The organism is Pseudomonas cichorii, assembly GCF_019719005.1.
GTDB lineage: Bacteria > Pseudomonadota > Gammaproteobacteria > Pseudomonadales > Pseudomonadaceae > Aquipseudomonas > Aquipseudomonas cichorii_E.
Map to the genome: position 1 here is coordinate 1 of NZ_JAIGPJ010000022.1, position 25,049 is coordinate 25,049.

7 protein-coding genes are annotated in these 25,049 nt (G+C 60.4%); 4 read left to right on the top strand and 3 right to left on the bottom strand.

What is annotated here, in order from left to right; all coding sequences use genetic code 11:
- Positions 1-121: 121 nt before the first annotated feature.
- Entirely contained in the window at positions 122-1,816 is a 1,695-nt protein-coding gene (locus K5D32_RS16310) for a cyclic peptide export ABC transporter (RefSeq protein ID WP_221594839.1), read from the bottom strand.
- A gap of 160 nt (positions 1,817-1,976) precedes the next feature.
- Positions 1,977-3,038, bottom strand: coding sequence for a TauD/TfdA family dioxygenase (locus K5D32_RS16315; protein ID WP_221601044.1), 1,062 nt, complete (start codon positions 3,036-3,038; stop codon positions 1,977-1,979).
- 321 nt (positions 3,039-3,359) lie between these two features.
- Here K5D32_RS16315 and K5D32_RS16320 point away from each other — a divergent pair, with 321 nt between their 5' ends.
- The 3 genes from K5D32_RS16320 to K5D32_RS16330 all read left to right on the top strand — a co-directional run bounded on the left by K5D32_RS16320 (position 3,360) and on the right by K5D32_RS16330 (position 7,817).
- Positions 3,360-5,447, top strand: a complete 2,088-nt coding sequence (locus K5D32_RS16320) for an amino acid adenylation domain-containing protein (protein ID WP_221601046.1) — start codon at positions 3,360-3,362, stop codon at positions 5,445-5,447.
- A gap of 18 nt (positions 5,448-5,465) precedes the next feature.
- A complete protein-coding gene (syrB2, locus tag K5D32_RS16325; RefSeq protein ID WP_221576264.1) occupies positions 5,466-6,410 on the top strand; it encodes a syringomycin E biosynthesis L-threonyl-[L-threonyl-carrier protein] 4-chlorinase SyrB2 in 945 nt (314 codons plus the stop codon).
- 198 nt (positions 6,411-6,608) lie between these two features.
- Positions 6,609-7,817 carry an alpha/beta fold hydrolase gene (locus tag K5D32_RS16330; protein ID WP_221601048.1) on the top strand — a complete coding sequence of 403 codons (1,209 nt, stop codon included), beginning with the start codon at positions 6,609-6,611 and terminating at the stop codon, positions 7,815-7,817.
- Positions 7,818-7,955: 138 nt separating this feature from the next.
- Here the strand turns inward: K5D32_RS16330 and K5D32_RS16335 are convergent, their stop codons facing one another.
- Positions 7,956-8,573 carry an aspartyl/asparaginyl beta-hydroxylase domain-containing protein gene (locus tag K5D32_RS16335; protein ID WP_221601050.1) on the bottom strand — a complete coding sequence of 206 codons (618 nt, stop codon included), beginning with the start codon at positions 8,571-8,573 and terminating at the stop codon, positions 7,956-7,958.
- 317 nt (positions 8,574-8,890) lie between these two features.
- On the opposite strand from K5D32_RS16335, the gene K5D32_RS16340 reads away from it, so the two are divergent.
- A complete protein-coding gene (locus tag K5D32_RS16340) occupies positions 8,891-25,048 on the top strand; it encodes a non-ribosomal peptide synthetase (protein ID WP_221601052.1) in 16,158 nt (5,385 codons plus the stop codon).
- The last annotated feature ends 1 nt before the right edge of the window (position 25,049 follow it).

Consider the following 25,049-nt stretch of genomic DNA (forward strand, 5'->3'; position numbering starts at 1 on the left):
CTTCGCGCCCGTGTCCATTGCACCTTCCTGAAAAGAAGTTAGAAGGTGTAAACCTTATTCAGGACGGGACACCTCCCGAAAAAAAGCCCGGCCAAAAGGCCGGGCCAAAGAGGCGCAAGCCTCAGGCCTGCTTATCGCGAATACCACAGTGAACATCAGAAGCGATCTGGCCGTCGGACAGCTTGATGATGCGGTCAGCCAGCTGGAAGTACTGATCGTCGTGAGTGATGATCAGGATCGTCTTGCCACGGCGTTTCAGGTCAGGCAGCAGTTCCTCGTAGAAGAATCGCTTGAAGGGTGGGTCCTGATCCGCAGCCCATTCATCGAGGACGTAGAGCGGGCGGTCTTCCAGGTAGGCACAGACCAGCGCCAGGCGCTTCTGCTGGCCATAGGAAAGCGCCTTCAGCGTCGAGTAACCGTGCCCTTCGATCTTGATCTTGTCCGCCAGCCCCAGAGTTGTCAGGTACTTTTGCGCCAGCGCACTACTCGCTTCCTTCTCGTCAGGACCGATCAGGCGGTTGAACAGATGGAAGTCAGAGAATACCGCCGAGAACATGTCTCGATAATCGCTGCGATTCTTGTCGGTAACGTCTACACCATCGAGCTGTACCTGGCCCTGGCGCGGGATATAAAGACCGCACAGCACTTTGGCCAGGGTGCTTTTGCCACACCCGTTGCCGCCTACGATATAGATGAGCTCTCCTGCGTGAATGTCCAGGTCAACAGGCCCCAGGGCAAAGCCCGAACCTGCATCGGCATTCTGGTAATCCATCTTTATGCCCTTGAGCGAGATGGTATTCCAGGCTTTCTGCGGGAAGTGCAGCAATTTGGGCGCTTCCGCTTCCACAACCTGCGGGTGCTTGTCATTGATACTGAAGCCGAAGTCCGCCAGCCGGCTGCTTGCCACACGCCCCTGGGCCAGAATCGGCATAGCGGTCACCAGCAGAGAAAGCGGCCCCATGATGTAGAGCACGGCCAGAATACTGGCTGTGAGCACGGAGGGGTCCAGGGCTGCTACTTTCGGCGCGGCGAACAGCAAACAGCCCAGCAGTATTGACAGGGTGAGTTGCCCCACGTTGTCACCGGCCGTGAACCAGACGCGCTCTATGAAGTTGAAACGCGCCACTCGGGTCGAGGAAGCATCGATGGCCGAGCGGCTGAACCAGTTGCGGCGAATACGGTTGAGCTTGAGTTCCTTGAGACCAAACACCAGCGCATGGGTGTATTCGTTGAACGAGGTGAATTCGTCACGCACCCGGCTCGACACCTTCACGCCACTGCTGAAGAAATACAGATAAAGCACCACGCCCATGAACATCAGTGACAACGTCACCGCAAACACCACCCAGGACAGGTAGGCCAGGTAAGCGATACCAAAGAGAAACACCGTGGTTTCCACCAGCACCGTAGGCATCACGACCAGAGTGGTATTGAGCTGGGGAATGTCATTGGTGAGCATGGTCAGCACATTGGCCGGGCCGCGTTTGTCCACTTCTTCAAGAGGCGTGCGCAGAATCTTGCGGCACAGCGCGATGCGCAGCCGGGTCATGATGTGCATGCTTGCATAAGCCGGAAAGAACGCCGCAGCATTGCGAAAGATGAACGCGACGGCGCTCAGACCGATAAACCAGTACAACACATGGGTCCGCGAGCCTTCCATGTGGATGGCCTGGTTGATCACGTTGACCACTGCAATCGAAGCGACCCCGCTGATGACACCGGTCACCAGGGTAAAGAGGGTCAGCCAGGGATGGCTGCGCCATAACAGGCGCATGATCGAACCCGGACTGGGCTTTTTCTCTTGCTCGTTGCTCATTGCTCAATATCCTTGGATGGACGGGCCAGATGGCAGTACCGATTACCAATCGCTGACGCATGGGCGCCAGCACGTTCGGGAAAAACAGTGAAAGATCAGGACAGCCAGTGTACGGACGAGTCAGCTCGCGGCTGTCCCGGACTCCGAGTACAAGCGCCAATCATTTGCTCGGCCAGACGGCATCCCGCGTGGTCATCTCACCCATGGCCACAGCGATGAGCCGCGGCTCTTCATAGGGGTCACGGGCATGTGCCGCGAGCATGTTGTCCAGCATGATCAGATCACCCTTCTGCCACTGGAACCGCACAGCACAAGCCTCATAGGCCTCGCCGACCAGCGCCATGACGTCATCTTCGATCGGAGTGCCATCGCCGTAGCTGACCATACGCGGCAGGCGGTCCTCACCAAACATATCGAACAGGTCTTCACGCATTTCCTCACCCAGGCAGAACGGGTGATGCAACTGGACCTGATTGAAAAAGGCCGCCTGCCCGGTGACCGGGTGATGAATGACCGCCGGGCAATGGGTGTGGATCTGCAGGGTGTCGGCATCCAGCCACTCGAACGCCGTCCCTTGTTCGCGACATCGGGCCTCTGCCACTTCGGGCTTGTCGGTGCCGAAGAAGCTTTGCCAGCTGGGTTCTACACCCGAGGTAAAGGTACGGATGTAACGCAACGCCTTGCGCTCGAACTTCTCGACCACTTCGCCAGGCAGTTGCAGCAGCATCTGGCGGATGTCCACCAGCGGTGTGGCGCCACCCACTTTCGAGGGCAGCTCACAGTAGAACCACTGCTTGCGTGGCCAGCTTTCCAGATGTGAGCTTTCGTTGTGATAGAGGATCATTTCCCGCTCGGGATAAGGCGTGGAGCGATACACATTGCGACCGCCCTCCTTCTTCGGCAGATCGCCGTACCCGCCATGCAAGCCCGGAGACAATGCTTCGGCAAAACTCTCGAACAGGGGCACGCTATCCAGGCCGAAACCCCGGAACAGAATCGCTCCGTGTCGACACAACAGTGCTTCGATGCTTTCACGGTTTTCTGCGGCCCAGGCCAACGGCTCCAGCCCGGCTCCGGCAGGCTCTATCACCACTGGCAGGCTGCTGGCGGGATCCAGCAGCGACAGGCGCACCTTTTTGTCACCGTGGCTGTCGGGCCAGCGCAATGACTCCGTAGTTTCCGGCTGCATACCAGCAGGCAAATCGATGGTTTCAAGGTTCATGCATAACTCCCGGGCGATGAATATCGAGGGTCGTGCCCGTTCGAGAAACCTCCCTTGCCGGCACGCTTTGCGCCAGCATGTAAGCATCGCAGGACATGCCTGTCTGTCACCGCAATCAGGGACATTGCGGCCCTTTCGCTGTGTCACCGACTGTCCCCATTTCCCTCGACAGACACCTTTGCGGGATGGGTGCTGAAATGCCTCCGCTGCGCAAATACGAGCGGTTCGCAAGTACCTCACAACTCTTCGGTACGGGCTGCAGAACCTGGTTTCGAATGCGCCCAGCGCACTGCAACTTGTTATCAAACAGGAGTGTTATTCATGCCGATCAACCCGACAGGCGAAGGGGCAGACAAGCTGTCAGCCCCACTGCGACCCGGCGCCTTGCTGCACGAATTGTTCAGTGCCAGGGCCAGAGAGTTTCCCGAAAGAACAGCGTTATCCGATGAAACCCGAGCCGTCAGTTACGCAGAGCTCGACGCAGCATCTTCGGCGCTGGCAGCCAGCTTGCGCAAACGCGGCGTCAAGGACGGCAGTCTGGTCGGCCTGTGCCTGGAACGTAATGTCGATCTGGTCATTACCCTGCTTGCCATTCTCAAGGCCGGCGGTGCCTATGTCCCGGTCGATCCGGCCTACCCTGCAAAACGCATCGAGCACATCGTTCAGGACAGCGGTCTGCAACTGATCGTCAGCACCAGTAATCTGTGCAGCATTCCCAAGACGCCTTCACTGCAAGTGCTGCTCCTGAACGAGCTGCTGGCAGAAAAGAATCCTGGCGAGTTCAAGGCCAGCAGCGCCGATGCGTCTCAGGCTCCGGCCTACGTGATCTACACCTCGGGCTCCACGGGAGAACCCAAAGGCGTGCTGGTAACCCATGCCAACGTGAGCAGCCTGCTGGAAAGCACCCAACGCATTTACCATTTCACTCACAACGATATCTGGTCGATGTTCCATTCCATCGGCTTCGATTTCTCGGTCTGGGAAATCTGGGGGGCTCTCGCCCACGGTGGCCAGGTTGCCGTCGTGCCCTACGAAATCTCCCGCTCACCTGAAACCTTCAGGCAGTGGCTGATCAGCAATCAGGTCACCGTCCTGAGCCAGACGCCGTCGGCCTTCCGCGGTCTTGACGAAGCAGACAGTCAGGCCAGCAAACGTCTGTCGCTCCGCTACGTGGTATTCGGTGGCGAAGCATTGCCGGCGACCGTGCTGCGTCCGTGGGTCGAACGTCATGGTGACGCGCTGCCAGCCCTGATCAACATGTATGGCATCACCGAAGCCACCGTACATACGACCCACAAACGGGTACGCGCTCAGGACCTCGAAGCATCGGCCACAGTGTCTGTCGGCAAACCGCTGGATGGCTGGACCCTGCACCTGCTGGATGAAAAACAGCAAGCGGTGAACACAGGCGAAATCGGCGAGCTGTATATCGAAGGCGCCGGGCTGACCCTAGGCTATCTGAATCGTCCGGGCCTGACGGCCGAGCGCTTTGTAACCTTGCCAGGCAGCGGCATCCGAGCCTATCGCACCGGCGACCTGCTCAAGCTCGACGAGCATGGCGAATACCTCTACGCCGGACGTAGTGACCAGCAGCTCAAGGTTCGCGGTTTCCGTATCGAGGCTGGCGAAGTCGAAGCATCTCTGCAATCGAGCAAGAGCATCTCCGCCAGCCACGTCACCGCGTATGACTACGGTCAGGGTGATATTCGCCTGGTAGCCTACGTCGTTCCCAGCGATGGCTCGCAGACCGTGACCCAGGAACTGCGCAGTGAACTGGCGGCACTGGCCGCGCAACAGTTGCCGGACTACATGCGTCCTTCGACTTACATTGGCCTTGCGGCACTGCCGGTCACCGCCCACGGCAAGATCGACAAACAGCAACTGCCCTCAACGCTTGAGCACACCAGCGCCACAACCGATCAGGGCAACCTGTCGGAACAGGAGCTGTATGTACTCAAGGTCTGGTCCGACGATATCGGCCTCAAGGACATAGGCCTGAACGACGATTTCTTCGATCACGGCGGTACCTCGCTGGCCCTGATCCGTTCCCTCAGCCTGCTCAAGGCTCACTACAAGGTCGACCTCAACCCTGGCGTTCTTGCGGACGGAGCCACTGCCAGGGTTCTTGCCGCCAGCATTCGCAACTCCCTTGCCAAAACCGAGCAGGGCAACCTGTCGGAACAGGAGCTGCATGTACTCAAGGTCTGGTCCGATGACATCGGCCTCAAGGGTATTGGCCTCAACGACGACTTCTTCGATCACGGCGGCACCTCGCTGGCCCTGATCCGCTCCCTCAGCCTGCTCAAGGCTCACTACAAGGTCGACCTCAACCCTGGCGCTCTCGCGAACGGAGCCACTGCCAAGGTTCTTGCCGACAGCATTCGCACCTCCCTTGCCAACGCTAATTGACCGAAAAGGAACACGCACATGTCTGAAACAGCAATCAAGCGATTCCACCTTTCCAAGGAAGAACGCGCCGCATTCGAAAAAAACGGCTTCATCGGTCCTTTCACGGCCTATGACCAGGACGAAATGAAGGAAACCTGGAAACGCCTGCGCCTGCGTCTGCTGGATCGCAGCCATGCGGCCTATCAGGATCTGGACGCGATCTCCGGCGGCACCAACATCGCCAACTACGACCGCCACCTCGATGACGACTTCCTTGCCGAGCATATCGGCCGTCCGGAAATCTGCGACCGCATACAAAGCATTCTGGGCCCGGACGTACTGTGCTGGCGCACCGAGTTCTTCCCGAAATACCCCGGCGATGAAGGCACCGACTGGCATCAGGCAGACACCTTCGCCAACGCCTCGGGCAAGCCGCAGATCATCTGGCCGGAAAACGAAGAGTTCGGCGGCACCATCACCGTATGGACGGCCTTCACCGACGTCAGTATTGCCAACGGTTGCCTGCAGTTCATTCCTGGCACCCAGAACAGCATGAACTACGACGAAACCAAGCGCATGAGCTACTCGCCGGAAACCTCCAACTCGGTGGTCAAGGATGGCGTACGACGTGGTTTCTTCGGCTACGACTATCGCCAGTTGCAGATCGACGAGAACTGGAAGCCTGACGAAGCCAGCGCCGTGCCGATCCAGATGAAAGCCGGTCAGTTCATCATCTTCTGGTCGACCCTGATGCACGCCTCTTATCCGCACAGCGGCGAAAGCCAGGAAATGCGCATGGGCTTCGCTTCCCGTTATGTGCCGTCCTTCGTGCATGTCTACCCGGATTCCGATCACATCGAGGAATACGGCGGCAAGATCAGCCTGGAAAAATACGGTGCGGTGCAGGTCATCGGCGATACCACCCCTGACTACAACCGCCTGGTAACCGAAACCACTCGCGGCAAGAAGTTCAGGGAAGACTGAGTCAAATGCCGATCAGTCAAAGCATGCCTGTCACTTGTTGGAGGGGCCTTGGCCGCGACGACCTACTTGAAGGCAACACATTTTCAGTGCCTGAAAGCTGGCTGTCGCGGCCAAGGCCCCTCCCACGGTTTGTGATCCAGCCACCTGTTTTTTGACTGACCGGCATTAACCCTACATGTCTGGTAAGGAGCACTAACCATGTCCAACTTCATCGACGCGGCGACGCGCCTGTGCGAGGCAGTCAGGATGCTCCGGCATCTGGCGACCAACCTCCCCGAGCCGATTCGTATCGGCTTCCTCGGGGCCGAAGATGATCGCTCGATCATCGCCGGCCCCGGCGTAGCAGCCACACAAAAGGCAGTCAGCCAGGCTTTCGAGCGCCTGGGCATTCGACATCTTGAATATCACCACGATGCGATTGCAGAACTGTCCTCCTTCGAATTGTTCATCAGCAGGAAAGTCAGCGCTGCGCTGGATTTCAATTACGAGTTGTTCGGCGCTTCGGAGCCGGATCAGGCGCAACAGGCGCTGATCCAGGACTTCGATTTCAGCCCGCCGTTGCCCGGCATCGCCCGATCCAGCCTGATCACCCGCGACGGCGTCCTGCTGAACACTTACGCCAGTGCCAACCGGCAACTGGCCCCGATTGTCCTTGCCCTGCCCTGCGGCCTGCCTTTCGAGCTGTGCCGCGAATGGTTTCAGGCGCTGGGCGAGCGTTATTTCGTCATGACCTGGGAAACTCGCGGGCTATTTGGTGCCTGCATCGACTTCGATCGCCTGCAAGTGGATGCCGACGCCCAGGTGGCGGATCTGTTTGCCGTCATGGATCACTTTGGCCATGACAGCACGCACCTGATGGGAATCTGTGGCGGCGCGGCCATCGCCCTGTGCGCGGCTGCGGCCAACAGTGAGCGGGTGCGTTCGTTGAGCCTTTGGCATGGCGACTACAACCTGGCCGATGACAACCTGCGCACGGCCCACCAGCGCAATTTCGAGTGGTTGATGGAGGCCGCCGCAGCAGACCGCAATGAAGCAGGCGACCTGCAGATGCTGTTCGTCGATCAGGCCACGCTGGTCACCACCCCGGAGCCCATTGCCCACGTGGCCTTGTTTCCGTACACCAACGCGGAGCTGTTCTATCGCTACTCGAAACTTAACGATGCACTGAACAAGACGGACCTGAACGGGCTGCTCGACCAGATCGTCGTACCGGTACTGGTGGTGGCTGGCGACAGCGACCAGACCACGCATATTGGCGGCTCACGATACATTGCCCAGAGCATCGAAGGGGCACGTCTGCATGTGGAAGAGAATGGCAGCCACCTGGCGTTTTTCGAGCATGCCCCGCGCTCGTGCGCTACCGCGTTTCATTTCATGAAAGAGCTGGAAGAGCCTGCACTGATTTAAATCAGAACCGCATTCCACACGATCTGTGTAGGAGCGAATTTACTCGCGAGACGTCCGCTGAAAGCGATAGAGCTTCTTCGGATGTACGGGCCTCTCGCGAATAAGCGGAGCGCCGCCCGATTCGCTCCTACGCATCAATCAGGCCGGGCTTACCATATGCTGCTCGCGATAGAACTCCATATACATCACCGTCCGCACACCATTCGATGCATTGACCGCGAAATGATCGAGTGAGCCGTCAAACACCACCAGGTTGCCGTTGACGCTCTGGCTGAACTGGCCATTGACGTTCAGGTAGTTGTAATTCTGCTCGACAGGCGCATCGATGGTCAGTTGCATGTGCAGCAAGCCCTCTTCCCAGGTGCCTCCGTGGGAATGCGTGCCCAGGAAGACATTGGGCTCCAGGCGCAGCAACGCGCACAGTTTGATGCCCGGTGTGTTGCTCAGCAGCTCCAGAGTACGAGGCATCTTTTCCCGTGCATAGGGAATGGGCTGGTCGTAGGCCACCAGCGCGTATTGCGTCCAGTTGGTCATCAACTGGTCGTTGTCGCCCCAGCCCCAGAGCCAGCCGTATTCGCCGCCGTTATTGACGTGCTCGGTCAGTTCCTCGAACAGCTCGGTGATGGACTTGTTGACGCGATTTATTTCCAGGGTCGGGGCATTCAGAGCCTGAAACTCGTCACGAATCACTTCCCAGTTTCTGGCCAGGTTTTCAAGTTGCGGGAAGCGGCAGGCTTCATAAAACGACGGGCGCATGGCGCCTCCTTCATCAGCAATTATTGGAAGACCTTCAGGTGAGGTCATTTGCCTTTCGCCACGCGAATGCAGGGCGATAAAGCCATTTGGCCTGCCACCACCACGGACTGTCTGCCACCGTAATCGGGTACATAGTTCCCCCGTGAAGCGCCTGGCGTTTGTCCCCACTTCCGGCGACATACAGTGAGCAAGCGTTCCTCTAATTTTTGATCGAACCTCATGATTCGTCACGCCGATGGGTAATGTCCGCATTACAGCCTGGCTGCCCACCGCCCGTAGACGAGCCTTCACTGACTGCGCGATACAGGTGATCCGACATGGCCTCGTCCACTCCCCAGATGCTTGAACAAGAAACCCCGTCGTACGGGCTCGCTTCCGTACAGCAAGGTATCTGGCTCGATCAGATGGCCCATCCCGAATTGCCTTACTACAACATCGGCATGGCAATGGAGATCCGTGGCGAAATCGACGTACCGCTGTTCGAGAAGGCCATCCAGCTGGTGGTGGAACGTCACGATTCCCTGCGCCTGAGTTTCGGCGTGCAGGACGGAGTGGCCTGCCAGCGGGTTCTGCCTCAGGTCGATGTAGCGCTGGAGGTGGTGGATTTTTCCGGCGAGCAGGATCCTGGGAAAGTCGCCAGGGCGTACCTGAGGGAAGAGTTTCGCCGCCCTTTCCCGTCGCTGACCGGCGTACTCTGGAGCGTTCGTCTGGTCCGTTGCGGGCCTCAGTTGTATTACTGGCTGACCCGTTATCACCACCTGATGACCGATGGCATCAGCGTCATGCTCATGGGCCGCGCCGTTGAACAGGCCTATAACGGGTTGCTGATTGGCGAAGACGATCCGGCCCAGGGTCCTTCCTATCTGTCCTTCCTCGAAGAGGATCGTGGCTACCTGGAATCGAGCCGTTTCGAGCGGGACCGGGCGTTCTGGCAGGAAGTTTTCGCCGAGTTGCCACCGCCGCTGCTGCAACAGCGTTTCGCAGTACCGGGCAGCGGCATTGCACCCAGCGCCCAGGTGCAGACGATGATGCCGCGCAAGCTGTTCAACGATCTTGCCGAGTTCGCCACCGGCCAGGGCTTGTCCCTGGCTCACGTGTTCATGACGATCATCAGCACCTATTTCTGCCGCACCACGGGCGTTGATTCCATCGTGATCGGCATGCCGGTACACAACCGCACCAATGCCCGGCAAAAGGCGACTGTAGGGATGTTTTCGTCGGTCAGCCCGATCCGCCTGGAAGTCGACACCCAGGCTTCGCTTGTGGATCTGATGCAGGTCACGGCGGCCCAGTTGCGCCGTTGCTATCGACACCAGCGCTTCCCGATTGCCGAGCTCAACCGCACCCTGAAGCTGGCCCAGGAAGGTCGTCGGCAACTGTTTGACATATCAATCTCGTTTGAAAGCCTCAATGGCGACGCAACGCTGGGCGGTCAGGAAACCGAGATTTTCACACAGGACAATGGTTACGAACGTCTGCCACTGGCAATCTTCGTCCGCGACTACCATGCCTCGGATGACGTTTACCTGGACTTCAACTTCAATACCGCCTTCTTCACTCAGGAAGAAGTTCAGGTCATTCAGGGCCGCATGGTGTCGATGTTTGAAGCCCTGATCGAGCACCACGCGCTGCCTGTCGCACAATTCCCGATCATGCCGCAGACCGAGCAGGATCGCGTCTTGCACACCTTCAACGCGACGCAATATGACTACCCTCGCGATGAACTGATCCACGGGCTGTTCGAGCAGCAAGTCCAACGCACGCCTGATGCCGCTGCGGTCAGCGACCATAACGGCCAGTCATTGAGCTACGAAACGCTTAACCGACGCGCCAACCAGTTGGCCCATCAACTGATCAAGCAAGGCGTAACACCGGACTCCCGAGTCGCCGTGGCCCTGCGCCGCAGCAACGAACTGGTGGTGGCGCTTCTGGCAATCCTCAAGGCCGGTGGTGCTTACGTGCCGATAGATCCGGACCTGCCGGACAATCGTCGTGACTACATGCTTGACGACAGCTCTCCCGTGGCGATGCTGACCTGCGAGGCCTTGCTGGATGACGTCGCCCGTGCAGATATTTCCGTGCTGCTGGTGGACGAAAATGTCGACCGCTCCGCGTTCCCGGATACCAACCCGAACCCGGCATTACTGGGGCTTGAAGCCACACACCTGGCCTATGTGCTGTACACCTCCGGTTCCACCGGCAAACCCAAAGGCGTGATGAACGAACATCGCGGCGTGGTCAACCGCCTGCTCTGGGCCCGCGACGAATACCAGGTCAATGAAACCGATCGTGTACTGCAGAAAACGCCTTTCGGTTTTGACGTGTCGGTCTGGGAATTTTTTCTGCCTTTGCTCACTGGTGCTCATTTGTACATGGCCCGCCCCAGCGGCCACAAGGACCCTGGCTATCTGGCCCAGGTGATGCGCGAACAGAACATCACTCTGCTGCACTTCGTCCCCTCGATGCTGGAAGTGTTTCTGGAGCACGGCGACCATCAGGGCTTCAGCGCACTGAGCCGCGTGCTGTGCAGTGGCGAAGCCTTGCCCCGCAGCTTGCAGAAGCGTTTCGAGGAACAACTGGCGCCGGTCGAGCTGCATAACCTGTATGGCCCGACGGAAGCGGCCATCGACGTCACGTCCTGGCAGTGCCTCCCGAACGACGAAGGCGACAGCGTGCCCATTGGCCGGCCTATTGCCAATATCCAGATCTATATCCTTGATCCCCATGGCCAACCGACGCCTGTGGGTGTGGCGGGTGAAATCAATATTGGGGGCGTAGGCGTTGCTCGTGGCTACCTGAACCTTCCCGAACTGAGCGCCGAACGCTTTGTGCGTGATCCATTCTCCAGCGACCCGGACGCTCGCCTGTACAAGACCGGCGACCTGGGCCGCTGGCTGGATAACGGCGCGGTGGAATACATCGGGCGCAACGACTTCCAGGTCAAGATCCGTGGCCAGCGGATCGAACTGGGCGAGATCGAAGCCAAGCTGGCCTTGCACGAGGCCATCAAGGAAGCCGTGGTACTGGCCCGTGACGAGGCCTCAGGCGAGAAACGTCTGGTGGCCTACTTCACCTCGACCAGCGACTCGCCACTGGACATCCGTGAGCTGCGCGATCACCTCCAGGCCCAGCTTCCCGCCTACATGGTGCCTGCCGCTTATGTCGGCCTGGCAACCCTGCCGCTGACCGGTAATGGCAAGCTGGATCGTGGCCTGCTGCCTGCACCGACCGCGAGCGACGTGATCAGCCGCCGCTATGAAGCGCCTCAGGGCCAACTGGAAAGCGCCCTGGCCGGACTGTGGCAAAACCTGTTGAAGGTTGAACAGGTAGGACGCGAAGACCACTTTTTCGAGCTGGGCGGCCATTCTTTGTTGGCCATTCAACTGATCTCCCAGATGCGCCAGCAACTGTCCATCGAACTGGACCTGGCGGAGCTGTTTGCCCACCCGACCCTTGCGGACCTTGCACAGATTGCGGCAAGCGCCGGTAAAAGCAGCCTGCCGGACATCACGCTGGCTGACCGTGACGCCGACCTGCCCATGTCCTTCGCCCAGCAGCGCCTGTGGTTCCTGGCACAGATGGAAGGTGCCAGCGAGGCTTATCACATGCCGGCAGGCTTGCGTCTGCGTGGCGTGCTCGACACTTCGGTGTTGCAAAGTGCTCTGGACCGTGTTGTCGCCCGCCATGAGGCATTGCGCACCCGTTTCGTGCCCCATGCCAGCCAGCAGGCCGTGCAAGTCATCGATGCCGAGAACATCGGCTTTACCCTGAAACGCATCGACCTGTCGGCTGAGACAGATGCTGAACAGCAGATGCAAACCCTGGCTCATGAAGAAGCTCTGGCACCTTTCGATCTGGAGCGCGGCCCGCTGGTGCGTGGCACGCTGATTCGCCTGGGTGAAACCGAACATGTGTTGCTGGTGACGCTGCACCACATCATCTCCGATGGCTGGTCGATCGGTGTGCTGACCCGTGAAGTGGCCGCGCTCTATGACGCCTTGCGTCAAGGCCATGCCGATCCCTTGCCGCCGCTTACGCTGCAATACGCCGACTACGCCGCCTGGCAGCGCCGCTGGCTGACCGGAGAAGTACTGGAGAAGCAAAGCCGCTACTGGAAGGAAACCCTGGCCGACGCACCTGCTCTGCTGACCTTACCTACCGACCGGCCGCGCCCGGCCGAACAGAGCTACAGCGGTGCCAGCCTGCCAGTGACCTTTGATGAAGACCTGACCCAGGCTCTCAAGGCATTGAGCCAACGCCACGGCGCAACCCTGTACATGACCGTGATGAGCGCCTGGGCAGCCCTGCTCAGCCGTCTTTCAGGTCAGGACGACGTGGTGATCGGTTCGCCCATGGCCAACCGGACCCGTGCCGAAGTCGAGCCCTTGATCGGCTTCTTCGTCAACACCCTGGCGATTCGCATCGACACATCCGATCAACCCGACGTCAGCGCGCTGCTGGCCCGGGTGAAAGCCCAGACCCTCGCCGCCCAGCGTCATCAGGACCTGCCTTTCGAGCAGGTCGTGGAAATCGTCAATCCATTCCGTAGCCTGTCCCACACGCCGATATTTCAGGCCATGCTCAGTTGGCAGGATGCTGGCGTCGGCCAGGCCGCACTGGGCGAGCTGCTGCTGGAAGACCTGGGCCTGCTGAACGATATCGCCAAATTCGACCTGTCTCTGGACCTGGGCGAAACCAATGGTCGCCTGAGCGGCAACCTCGAATACGCCACCGCCTTGTTCGATGAAGCCACGGCGCAACGTTATCTGGGTTACTTCGAGCGTATTCTGCGGGCCATGGCCGCCGACGACCGTTTGGTGGTGGAACATATCGAACTGCTCGACGCCAATGAGCGTCAGCGGGTGCTGCAGGATCTGAACCCCGCCCGCACGCCCTACCCCCACGACCAGACTATCCATCGTCTGTTCGAGGATCAGGCCAGCGTGCGCGGCGATGAGCTGGCGGTGGCTTTCGAGGGCCAGCGCCTGAGCTACAGCGAACTCAACCGGCAGGCCAACCGCCTGGCCCATCACCTTATCGGCCTGGGTGTTCGTCCCGACGACCGGGTGGCGATCTGTGTAGAACGCAGCGCCCGGATGGTGGTGGGTCTGCTGGGTATCCTCAAGGCGGGTGCCGCCTATGTGCCGCTGGACCCGGATTATCCTGAGCAACGCATTGCCTACATGCTGCAAGACAGCACGCCTTCGGTGCTGGTCAGCCAGCACGACGTACTGGGGCGCGTGCCGCAACTGACGATTCCGCTGGTGCTGCTGGACGAACCTATCGTGGGTCGCGATGACAATCCGGTCATTGCCGATCTGCGGCCTGAGCATCTGGCTTATGTGATCTACACCTCCGGCTCCACCGGCAACCCGAAAGGCGTGATGATCGAACACCGTGCGCTGGTCAACTACAGCCTCGATGCAGCCCGTCTGTTCGAACTGAGCACCCGGGACACCGTGCTGCAACAGAACACCCTGAACTTCGATCTTTCCATCGAAGAAATCTTCCCGGCGCTTTTGGCCGGTGCGACCCTGAAACCGAGCCGCAACCTGTTCGGCACCCGGCAGGATGACGACGAGCCAGTCGCGACCATGGTGCATATGACCGCCGCCCACTGGCATACCATGGTGGGCGAATGGCACCTGAATGCCGAACTGGCCGAAAGACAACTGAAACACGTGCGCCTGATCAACGTGACCGGCGATGCGTTGTCCGCACAAAAGCTGCAACAGTGGGAAACCATTCGCCCGGCCCATGTGAAGCTGGTCAATACCTACGGCCCCACCGAAGCGACGGTGTCCTGCACCGCCGCCTATGTGCAGGGTTCTGCCGACGGCAGCGAAGCCAGCGGCAATGCCACCATCGGCACACCCATGGCCAACACCCGGATCTACCTGCTGGACGGGCAACAGCAGCCTGTACCTTTCGGTGCTTCGGGGGAAATGTTCATTGGCGGTGATGGCGTCGCCCGAGGCTACCTGAACCTGGACGACGTTACACGGGAGCGCTTCCTGGCTGACCCGTTCAGCGACCAGCCAAATGCACGGATGTACAAGACCGGCGACCTGGCCCGCTATCTGCCGGATGGACGCATCGAGTACCTGGGCCGCAATGACTTCCAGGTCAAGGTGCGGGGCTTCCGTATCGAACTGGGGGAAATCGAGGCTCGCCTGGGCAGCCTGCCGGGGATCAAGGAATCGGCCGTCATTGCCCGCGCCGATAGCGAAGGTGAAAAACGCCTGCTGGCTTATGTGGTTCCCCATGAAGGCCAGAGCATCGATGCATCACAACTGCACGCGCAACTGACGCCGCTGCTGGCTGAATACATGATGCCCGCTGCATTTGTGAGCCTGCCGGCCTTCCCGCTGACCGCCAACCGCAAGCTGGACCGTCAGGCGCTGCCCGAGCCCACCGCCGAAGCCTGTGCCAATCGCGTCCACGAAGCGCCGCAAGGCGTTACCGAAACCCTGCTGGCACAGGTCTGGCAAGAAATACTCGGCGTTGAAACGGTCGGGCGCAACGATCACTTCTTCGCCCTGGGCGGACACTCACTCAAAGCCGTCAGCCTGATCGAGCGCCTGCGTGAGCAAGGGCTGGTGGCCGATGTACGAGCGGTCTTCAGTGCGCCGCTGTTGCGGGACATGGCCAAGGCCATCGACAGCGGCAGCGACTCGCTGTTCGTCGCCCCGGCAAACCTGATTCCCGATGGCTGCACGGCGCTGACGCCGGACATGCTGCCACTGGTGCAATTGAGCCAGCCGCAACTCGATACCCTGATCCAGCGCGTGCCGGGCGGCGCAGCGAATGTTCAGGACATCTACCCGCTGGTGCCTCTGCAACAGGGCATTCTCTATCACCACATGCTGGGGCATGAAGGCGACGCCTATCTGGTACGCTCGATGATCGAGTTCGATGATCGTACCCATCTGGATGCCTTTCTCGACGCCTTGCAGCAGGTCATCGACCGCCATGACATCCTGCGCAGTGCCGTGCAATGGAGCGGTCTGCCCCAAGCGGTGCAGATCGTGCAGCGTCAGGCCACCTTGCCGGTCGAGACGCTGGCACTCAAAGGCAACTCGACAGCCCTTGAACAACTGCAACAGGCCAGCGACCCGCGCCATCTGCGCATGGACCTGACCAAGGCTCCGCTGCTCAGTGCCCGGATCGTCCAGGACCCGCAATCCCGGCGCTGGCTGCTGGCATTGCTCGATCATCACTTGATCAGTGACCACGTCAGCCTTGCCATCATTCTCGAAGAAATCCAGACGATCATGCAGGATCGCAGGGATCAACTCCCGGTGCCGCTGCCGTACCGGGATTTCGTTGCCCAGACCCTGGCCAGCACGCCAGAGATTCACGAAGCCTATTTCAGCGAGCGCCTGGCAATCATCGATACGCCAACCGCGCCTTTCGACCTGCTCGATGTACAAGGCGACGGAGCCGACGTCAGCGAAATCAGCCAGTATCTGGAGCCGGAACTCGCACAGGCCATTCGCGAGCAGTCCCGCCGTCAGGGCATGACCCCGGCCGTGCTGTTCCACGCTGCCTGGGCACAGGTTCTGGCCCGCTGCACCGATCAGAGCGACGTTGTATTCGGCACAGTGGTTTCAGGTCGTCTGCAAGGTTCGTCCGGCTCCGAACGGGCGCTGGGGGTATTCATCAATACCCTGCCGGTGCGCATCAGCCTTGCCGGGCAAGGCGCTCAAGAACTGGTCAGGGAAGTGGCCCGTGATCTTGGCCAGTTGCTGGGTCACGAACAGGCTTCCCTGGCGCTGGCTCAACGTTGCAGCGGCGTACCGGCTTCTCTGCCGCTGTTCACCACCCTGCTTAACTATCGCCATCAGACCGATGGCGGGTCCCTGGCCAATGACGAAGCCGTACTGCAATGGAATGGCGTGCGCTTCCTCAGTAACGAAGCCCGCACCAACTACCCGATTGAAGTTGCCGTGGCCGATGAGGGCCAAGAGTTCTCCCTGACCACCCAGACGGCCGCTGGCGTCGATCCGCACCGGGTCGCCAGCTATTTCATTCAAGCCGTCACGACACTGGTTGAAGCCCTGGCACAGACGCCGCTGCGCCTGGCAGAAACCCTCGACATCCTGTCAGAAGCCGAGCGCCAGCAGGTGCTGACCGGTTTCAACCAGACCGCCAGTGACTTCGGTACGCCTAGGCCCTTGCAGACGCTGTTCGAGGATCAGGTGCTGGCGCAACCGGATGCCATTGCTCTGGTTTACGAGCAACAGCAACTCACCTATGCCCAGCTCAACCGCCGCGCCAACCAGTTGGCCCAGCGTCTGCTTGTACACGGTATTCAGCCTGAACAACGGGTCGCCATCTGTGCGGACCGTGGCATCGAAATGATCGTGGCCCTGCTGGCCGTGCTCAAGGCCGGCGGCGCCTATGTGCCCATCGACCCCAACCACCCGGCCGATCGCATTGCCTTTATTCTCAAGGACAGTGCCGCTCGCCTGTTGCTGTCCCAGAAAGCCCTGACACCTCACCTGCCTGCGACACGCTATTGCCCGGCGCTGATTCTGCTCGATGAGCATGACCCGGCCATCATCGAGAACGACCCGCAATACGACGAGAACTTCGACCCGGAATCCTTGGGCCTGACAGTCGAAAACCTGGCTTATGTGATCTACACCTCCGGCTCCACCGGGCAGTCAAAGGGCGTGATGGTCGAGCACCGCTCGGTGTTCAACTTCAGCCACGTCATGGCGCGCACTACCCACGCCCATTGTCCGCCACAAGCCAATGTGGCGCTCAATGCCGGGTTCTACTTCGACATGTCCATCAAGGGCATCGCCCAGCTGTTCTTCGGTCATCGCCTGATCATCATTCCATCGCTGATCCGTGCCAGCGGCCATGAACTGCTGGATTTCCTTGAGAAACATCAAGTCCACGCTTTCGACTCTACACCGTCGCAACTGGATACCCTGTTGGCGGCTGGCCTGCTGGAACGTCGCAGCTACCAGCCGATCAGCGTCCTGCTGGGTGGTGAAGCCCTGAATGCCGCAACCTGGGACAAGCTGCGCCAGAGCCGGAACATTCACTTCTACAATATGTACGGCCCGACCGAATGCACAGTGGATGCGTCCCTCGGACTGATCAGCGAACTGGGCGACCGCCCGAGCATCGGCAAGCCGCTGTCCAACATGCAGGTGCTGGTGCTCGACAAGCGTGGCCAGCCAGTGCCGATGGGCGTGACCGGCGAGCTGCATATCGGCGGTGCCGGTGTGGCACGCGGTTACCTGAACAACCCGCAGCTGACTGCACAGCGTTTTGTCTCCAACCCGTTCTCCAGTGATCCACACGCCCGTCTGTACAAGACCGGCGACCTGGGTCGCTGGAAAGCCGACGGCAGCCTGGAATATGCAGGCCGCAACGACTTCCAGGTCAAGATCCGCGGCTTCCGTATCGAACTGGGCGAGATCGAAAGCGCGCTGCTGGCCTCTGCCTCGGTACGTGAGGCCGTGGTGATTGCTCGTGAAGACAATCCGGGCGAAGCCAGCAGCAGCCGGTTGGTGGCTTATGTCTGTGGCGAACCGACTTCTGCCGAAGAACTGCGGGCACGGTTGATCAAGCGCCTGCCGGAATACATGGTCCCCAGCGCCTTCGTGCAACTGGACGCCATGCCGCTGACCGCCAACGGCAAGCTCGACCGCCGTGCCTTGCCCGCTCCGGGTCAGGATTCCCTGGCCAGCCGTGCCTATGAAGCGCCACTGGGCGAGGTGGAACAGGCCATTGCCAGAATCTGGCAGGAGTTGCTGCACGTCGACCAGGTCGGCCGCAATGACGGCTTCCTGGAACTGGGCGGCCACTCCTTGCTCAGCGTTCAGTTGCAGGCTCGCCTGCACACCGAACTGGGTGTTGAAATCGATCTGCGCACGCTGTTCGCCCAGTCCTCGTTGCAGGAACTGGCGGACTATGTCGCCAAGGCCGATCACTCCCGCTCGCAGGCAATCCCTTTAGCCGACAGGCAACAGCCGCTGCCCGTATCCCTGGCCCAGCAGAGACTCTGGTTCCTCGACCAGCTTGACCACAGCGCCGGTGCTGCATATCACATCCCGGCACTGCTGCGCCTGAACGGTGAGCTGAACCGCAATGCTCTGCAACAGGCGCTGGACAGAATCGTCGAACGCCACGAAAGTCTGCGCACAACCTTCGAGCGCCATGGCTCGCAAGTACTTCAGCGTATTGCAGCACCAGACAGCATCACCATTAGCGAAACCACGGTCAGCCAGACGCTGGACAACGAAGTCCTGCAACACATGGCCGCACAGGAAGTGAGCAAGCCTTTCGATCTGGCCAAAGGCCCGTTGTTCAGGGCTCATCTGGTACGCCTGAGCGATAGCGAGCATCGGCTCTGGGTGACCCTGCACCACATCATTTCCGACGGTGTCTCCATGGGCGTGCTGATCGATGAGTTCAGCGCGCTCTACAATGCTTTCGCCAAGGACGAGGCCGATCCGCTGCCTGCCCTGGCCATCCAGTACGCCGACCATGCCGTCTGGCAGCGGGAGTGGCTGTCGGGTTCACGTCTTCAGGCGCAGAAAGATTACTGGCAGCAGCATCTGCAGGGCGCACCGACCCTGCTGGAACTGCCCACCGACCGCCCTCGTCCGCTGGTCCAGAGCCATGCAGGCGGGCAATACAACGTCGTGCTGCCCACCGAGCTGACATCCGGGCTCCGCGCCCTGAGCCGTCGTCATGGCAACACCCTGTTCATGACCCTGATGGCGGGATGGGCAGCCTTGTTGTCACGCCTGAGCGGACAGAGCGACATTGTGATCGGCACCCCGGTCGCCAACCGGCAACGGCAGGAAACCGAGTCGCTGATCGGCTTCTTCGTCAATACCCTGGCGATCCGTGTACGACTGGAGGACGAGCCAAGCGTCACGCAACTGCTTGAGCAAGTGAAAGCCAGCACCCTTGGGGCCTTCAGTCATCAGGAGCTGCCTTTCGAGCATGTGGTGGAAACCCTGAACCCGGAACGCAGCCTGGGCCACAGTCCGGTCTTCCAGAGCATGCTGGCTTTGAAGAACGGCGACGCCGAACCGGTTCTGCAACTGCCGGGGCTGACGCTGAGCGCCGAGGATTACGAGCACCGCAGCACCCAGTTCGACCTGTCGCTGTCCCTGACCGATGACGGCACCGACCTGACCGGCAGCGTGGAATACGCCAGCGACCTGTTTGACGACAGCACCATCGCCCGTTTCATGTCCCACTTCCAGACCTTGCTGGAAGGCCTGCTGGGTAACGATCTGCAAGCGGTCAGCCGCCTGCCGCTGCTCAACGAGGAAGAACGCGAACAAGTGCTGCATGGCTGGAACGCAACCGAGCGACCATTGCCAGGCAATCCCTGCATCCATGAACTGTTCGAGCAGCAGGTGCGCAATCAGCCTGACGAACTGGCCCTGATCTTTGAAGACCAGCACCTTAGCTACGCCGAACTGAACGCCGAGGCCAACCGCCTGGCCCACTACCTGCTGGCCACCGGCATTCAGCCCGATGACCGGGTGGCACTGGCCGTCGAGCGCAGCCCACGCCTGATCGTCGCCTTGCTGGCGATTCTCAAGGCAGGTGCGGCCTATGTGCCGCTGGACCCGGCTTACCCTGCCGAGCGCCTGGCGTACATGCTGAGCGACAGCGTGCCGCGGGCCTTGCTCTGTGAGCACGGTGCCCTGCAGCGTCTGGGCGAGTTACCCGCCGACCTGCAAGTGATTGCCCTGGATGACGAGTTCCAGCCCTGGAGCACCCTCGATGACAGCAACCCGGATGCTTCGGCACTGGGCCTCAGCGCATCGAACCTGGCTTATGTGATCTACACCTCCGGCTCCACCGGTAAACCAAAAGGCGTGATGCTTGAACATGCGGGCCTGCGCAACGAAGTGGCGGCGATCTGCAAGCTGACCGGCCTGGTCGCGGGTGAGCGCTCGCTGCAATTCGCCTCGGTCAACTTCGACGCCTCCACCGAAGAGATTTTCGGCGCACTGGTCAGCGGCGCCACGCTGGTCTTGCGCAGCGATGCCTGGCTCACCTACGCCAGCAACTTCTGGGCCTTGTGTGCAGAAAACAGGCTGAATGTGGTGAGCCTGCCCACACGCTTCTGGCAACAGCTGGCTCAGGACCGGAAAGCGCCGATTCCCGAGCATGTGCGGGTAGTGGTCATCGGCGGCGAAGAATTGAGCACCGAGGCCACGCAGCAGTGGTTTGCACGCGCCGGTCATACCCCGAGACTGCTCAACACCTACGGGCCGACCGAGGCGACCATCGTGACGACTGCGGCTGAAGTCCAGCCACAGGACACCCCGAACCGCTGCATCGGACGGCCACTGGACAATACCCGGGTCTATGTCCTCGACCGCCATGGCGAGCCACTGCCCACCGGCGTTGTCGGTGAGCTGTATATCGCGGGTGCCGGGGTCGCCCGTGGCTACCTCAACCAGCCGCAACTGAGCGCCGAACGCTTCCCGGTCTGCCCGTTCAGTGAAGATCGCCAGCGTATGTACCGCACCGGCGACCTGGGTCGCTGGCTGCCGGACGGCACCTTGCAGTTCCTGGGGCGTAATGACGATCAGGTCAAGATCCGTGGCCTGCGCATCGAACTGGGGGAAATCGAAAACGCCCTCGCCGCCTGTACGGGCGTGCGTCAGGCGGTGGTCCTGGCCAGAGATGACAGCCCTGGGCAGACCAAGGGCCTGCAACTGGTCGCTTACCTGTGCGGCGAATCCCTGGCCGTTGAGTCATTGCGTGCGCAACTGCTTGAACGGCTACCGGAATTCATGGTGCCCAGCGCCTTCGTACAACTGGATGCCCTGCCGCTGACGCCCAACGGCAAACTTGACCGCCGCGCATTGCCAGCACCCGATCAGCAAGCGTTCACCAGCCGTCGGGACGAAGCACCACAAGGCGAAACCGAAACCGTGCTCGCCACGCTCTGGCAGGAACTGCTGGGCCTGGAGAAAGTCGGTCGCCATGACCGTTTCTTCGAGCTGGGCGGTCACTCGCTGATGGCCGTCACGCTGATCGATCGTCTGCGTCAATTGGGCCTGAATGCTGACGTGCGCAGCGTATTCACCGCGCCAAGCCTGCATGAACTGGCCGCAACCCTGCAGCACGGCAACGTGTTGCAATTCGAGACCCCGGCCAACCCGATAAAGGACGGTTGCACGGAGCTGACTCCGGATCTGCTGCCGCTGGTGGAACTCAGCCAGTCGCACATCGACCGGATCGTCAGTCAGATACCCGGCGGCGCGGCCAATATTCAGGACGTCTACCCGCTAGTGCCTTTGCAGCAAGGTATTCTGTTCCACCACCTGCTGGGGCAGGAAGGCGATACTTATCTGGTGCGATCGGTTCTTGAGTTCAGCGAGCGAGCCACCCTCGATGCATTCCTCGATGCCCTGCAACAGGTCATCGACCGCCATGACAGCCTGCGCACTTCGGTGTACTGGAACGGCCTGCCGCAGCCGTTGCAAGTGGTACAACGCACAGCGCAACTGACCGTCAGCAACCTGGACTTCACGGGCGACGACATTCGCGGGCAACTGGACCACGCCACTGACCCGAGTCGGCTCCGTATCGACCTGGGCAAGGCACCACTGATCCATGCTCATGTCACTCAGGACGCGGAGTGCTGGCTGCTGACCCTGCTGGACCATCACATCATCAACGACCATGTCAGCCTGGGTATCGTCCTCGACGAAATACGCACGATCATGGAAGGCAACGCCAGTCAGTTGCCGGAACCACAGCATTACCGTGAGTTTGTCGCCCAGACCCTGGCCAGCCCGGTGGAACTGCACGAGGGTTATTTCCGTCGGCGTCTGGCAGACGTGGACAGCCCGACCGCGCCATTCGACGTGCTGGAGGTAGAGGGTGATCTTCAGAATCACATCCTGACCCTGGACGAAGACTTCACCCGACAACTGCGCACCCAGGCCAGAAACCGTGGCGTGCTGCCTGCCACGATCCTGCATGCAGCCTGGGCGATGGTGCTGGCACGTTGTACAGCCCGCGACGACGTGGTGTTCGGCACCGTGCTGTCAGGCAGGCTGCAAGGCGGTGCCGGGGCGCAAAGTGCCGTGGGCATGTTCATCAATACCCTGCCGGTGCGTGTGCAACTGGCAGGACGCAACGTCCAGGAGTTGATCAGCGCTACGCATCAGGACCTGAGTGAGCTGCTGGCTCATGAACAGGCCGCACTGACCACCGCCCAGCGTTGCAGCGGCATCGAAACCGGCGCCCCGCTGTTTACCGGCCTGCTCAACTACCGCCAACACGCACAGGCTGACGGACTGGCGGACTGGCCGGGCATTCGGGTACTGACCGACGTGGACAACGGCGACTACCCGCTGTCGCTGTCGGTGGACGACTATCCGCAGCACATGAAGCTTACCCTGCAAAGCGTGCCGGTCATCGGTGTCCAGCGTATCGCCGACATGACCCTCAAAGCCTTGAACCTTCTGGTTCAGGCAATGGAGAGCAGCCCAGGTACCGAGCTGAGTGATCTGGACCTGCTGCCGGATGAAGAACGCCAGCGCGTGCTGGTCGAACTCAACCGGACCCAGGTTCCTTACCTGCAAGATGCTCTTATCCACCAGCTCTTTGAAACCCAGGTGCAGCGCCAGCCCGAGGCCATTGCCGTGCAGGCCGGCGCGCTGAGCCTGAGCTATCAGGCACTCAACCGTCAGGCCAACCGCGTTGCCCATCAGTTACTGGCGCAAGGTCTTCAGCCGGAGGATCGGGTTGCCTTGCTGCTGGAGCGTGGCCCTGAACTGATTATCGGCATGCTCGGCACTCTCAAGGCGGGTGGTGCCTATGTGCCGCTGGACCCCAACTACCCGGTCGAGCGACTGGCACATATCGTCACCGACAGCGTACCCAAGGTCCTGCTCAGCAAGGCAGAACGGCTTGACTCACTGCCTGAACTGTCGATCCCGACACTGCTGATCGACGCCGAATCCATTGCACAGAGCAACCCGGCACAGGAGCACAACCCGGATCTGGCGTTGAGTTCCAGAAACCTGGCCTACGTGATCTATACCTCGGGTTCGACCGGCCTGCCCAAAGGCGTAATGATCGAGCATCGCAGCCTGGTCAATTACAGCCTGGATGCAGCCAGCCTGTTCGAGCTGACATCAGGCGACCTTGTGTTGCAGCAGAACTCGCCGAACTTCGACCTGTCAGTCGAGGAGATTTTCCCGGCCTTGCTGGCAGGTGCCACGCTGATGCCGACCCCGGACATTTTCGGCACTGACGGCCTGAGCGGCGGATCCGCGCCGACGGTGTTGCACATGACCTCGGCCCACTGGCACAGCCTGGTCGGCAACTGGCACCCACAGCCGGAACGCGCATTGGCCTGCCTGGGTAACGTGCGGCTGATCAACGTAACCGGCGACGCACTGTCGACACAGAAGCTGGAGCAATGGGCGCCGATCCGGCCGGTTCACACCCGACTGGTGAACACCTACGGCCCCACCGAAGCGACCGTGTCCTGCACCGCAGCTTATATAGGCGATGCAGCAGGCGATCCGGATCTGCAATCGCCGGCAAGCATCGGCAAGCCTATGGCCAATACCCGCCTCTATCTGCTGGACGCACACCTGCGTCCGGTGCCTTTCGGTGTCACGGGAGAGATTTACATCGGTGGTCATGGGGTCGCTCGCGGTTACCTGAACCTGGAAGCCACCAATGCCGAACGCTTCCTTGTGGACCCGTTCAGCGACGAAGCCGATGCGCGGATGTACAAGACCGGCGATCTGGCCCGCTACCTGGTAGACGGCAGCCTGCAATTCATGGGCCGTAACGACTTTCAGGTCAAGGTCAGGGGCTTCAGGATCGAACTGGAAGAAATCGAATCCCGGCTCAGTGGTTGTGCCGGAATCAAGGAAGCCGCAGTCATTGCCCGCGAAGAGATACCCGGCGAGAAGCGACTGGTTGCCTATGTAGTCGCCCAGACCGGCCAGTTCCTCAGTGCCACGGCCCTGCGCGAAGAGCTTGCGCCACAACTGCCCGAATACATGCTGCCCAGCGCCTTCGTGATCATCGATGCAATGCCATTGACCCCCAACGGCAAGCTCGATCGCGCACGGCTTCCAGCACCGGATCAGCAAGCCTTTGCCCAACGCGCCTATGAAGCCCCCAGCGGCGAAACCGAGCAATTGCTGGCGAACATCTGGGCCGACCTGCTGGGCTTTGAGCGCATCGGTCGCAATGACTCGTTCTTCGAGCTGGGTGGCCACTCCCTGACAGCGGTGCAACTGAGCCTGCGGATTCGTGAGGAAACCGGCGTCGAGATTCCTTTGCGCTCACTGTTTGAACAGAACTCGCTGATGGCCCTGGCCGACCACATCAACACCTTGCAACTGGCGCTGTACGACGCCGACGACCTGCTCGCGCTCGAACAGGAACTGGCTTTGCTCTCTGAAAGCGACCTGCTCGCTATTGTCTCCAAGGATGCCTGAA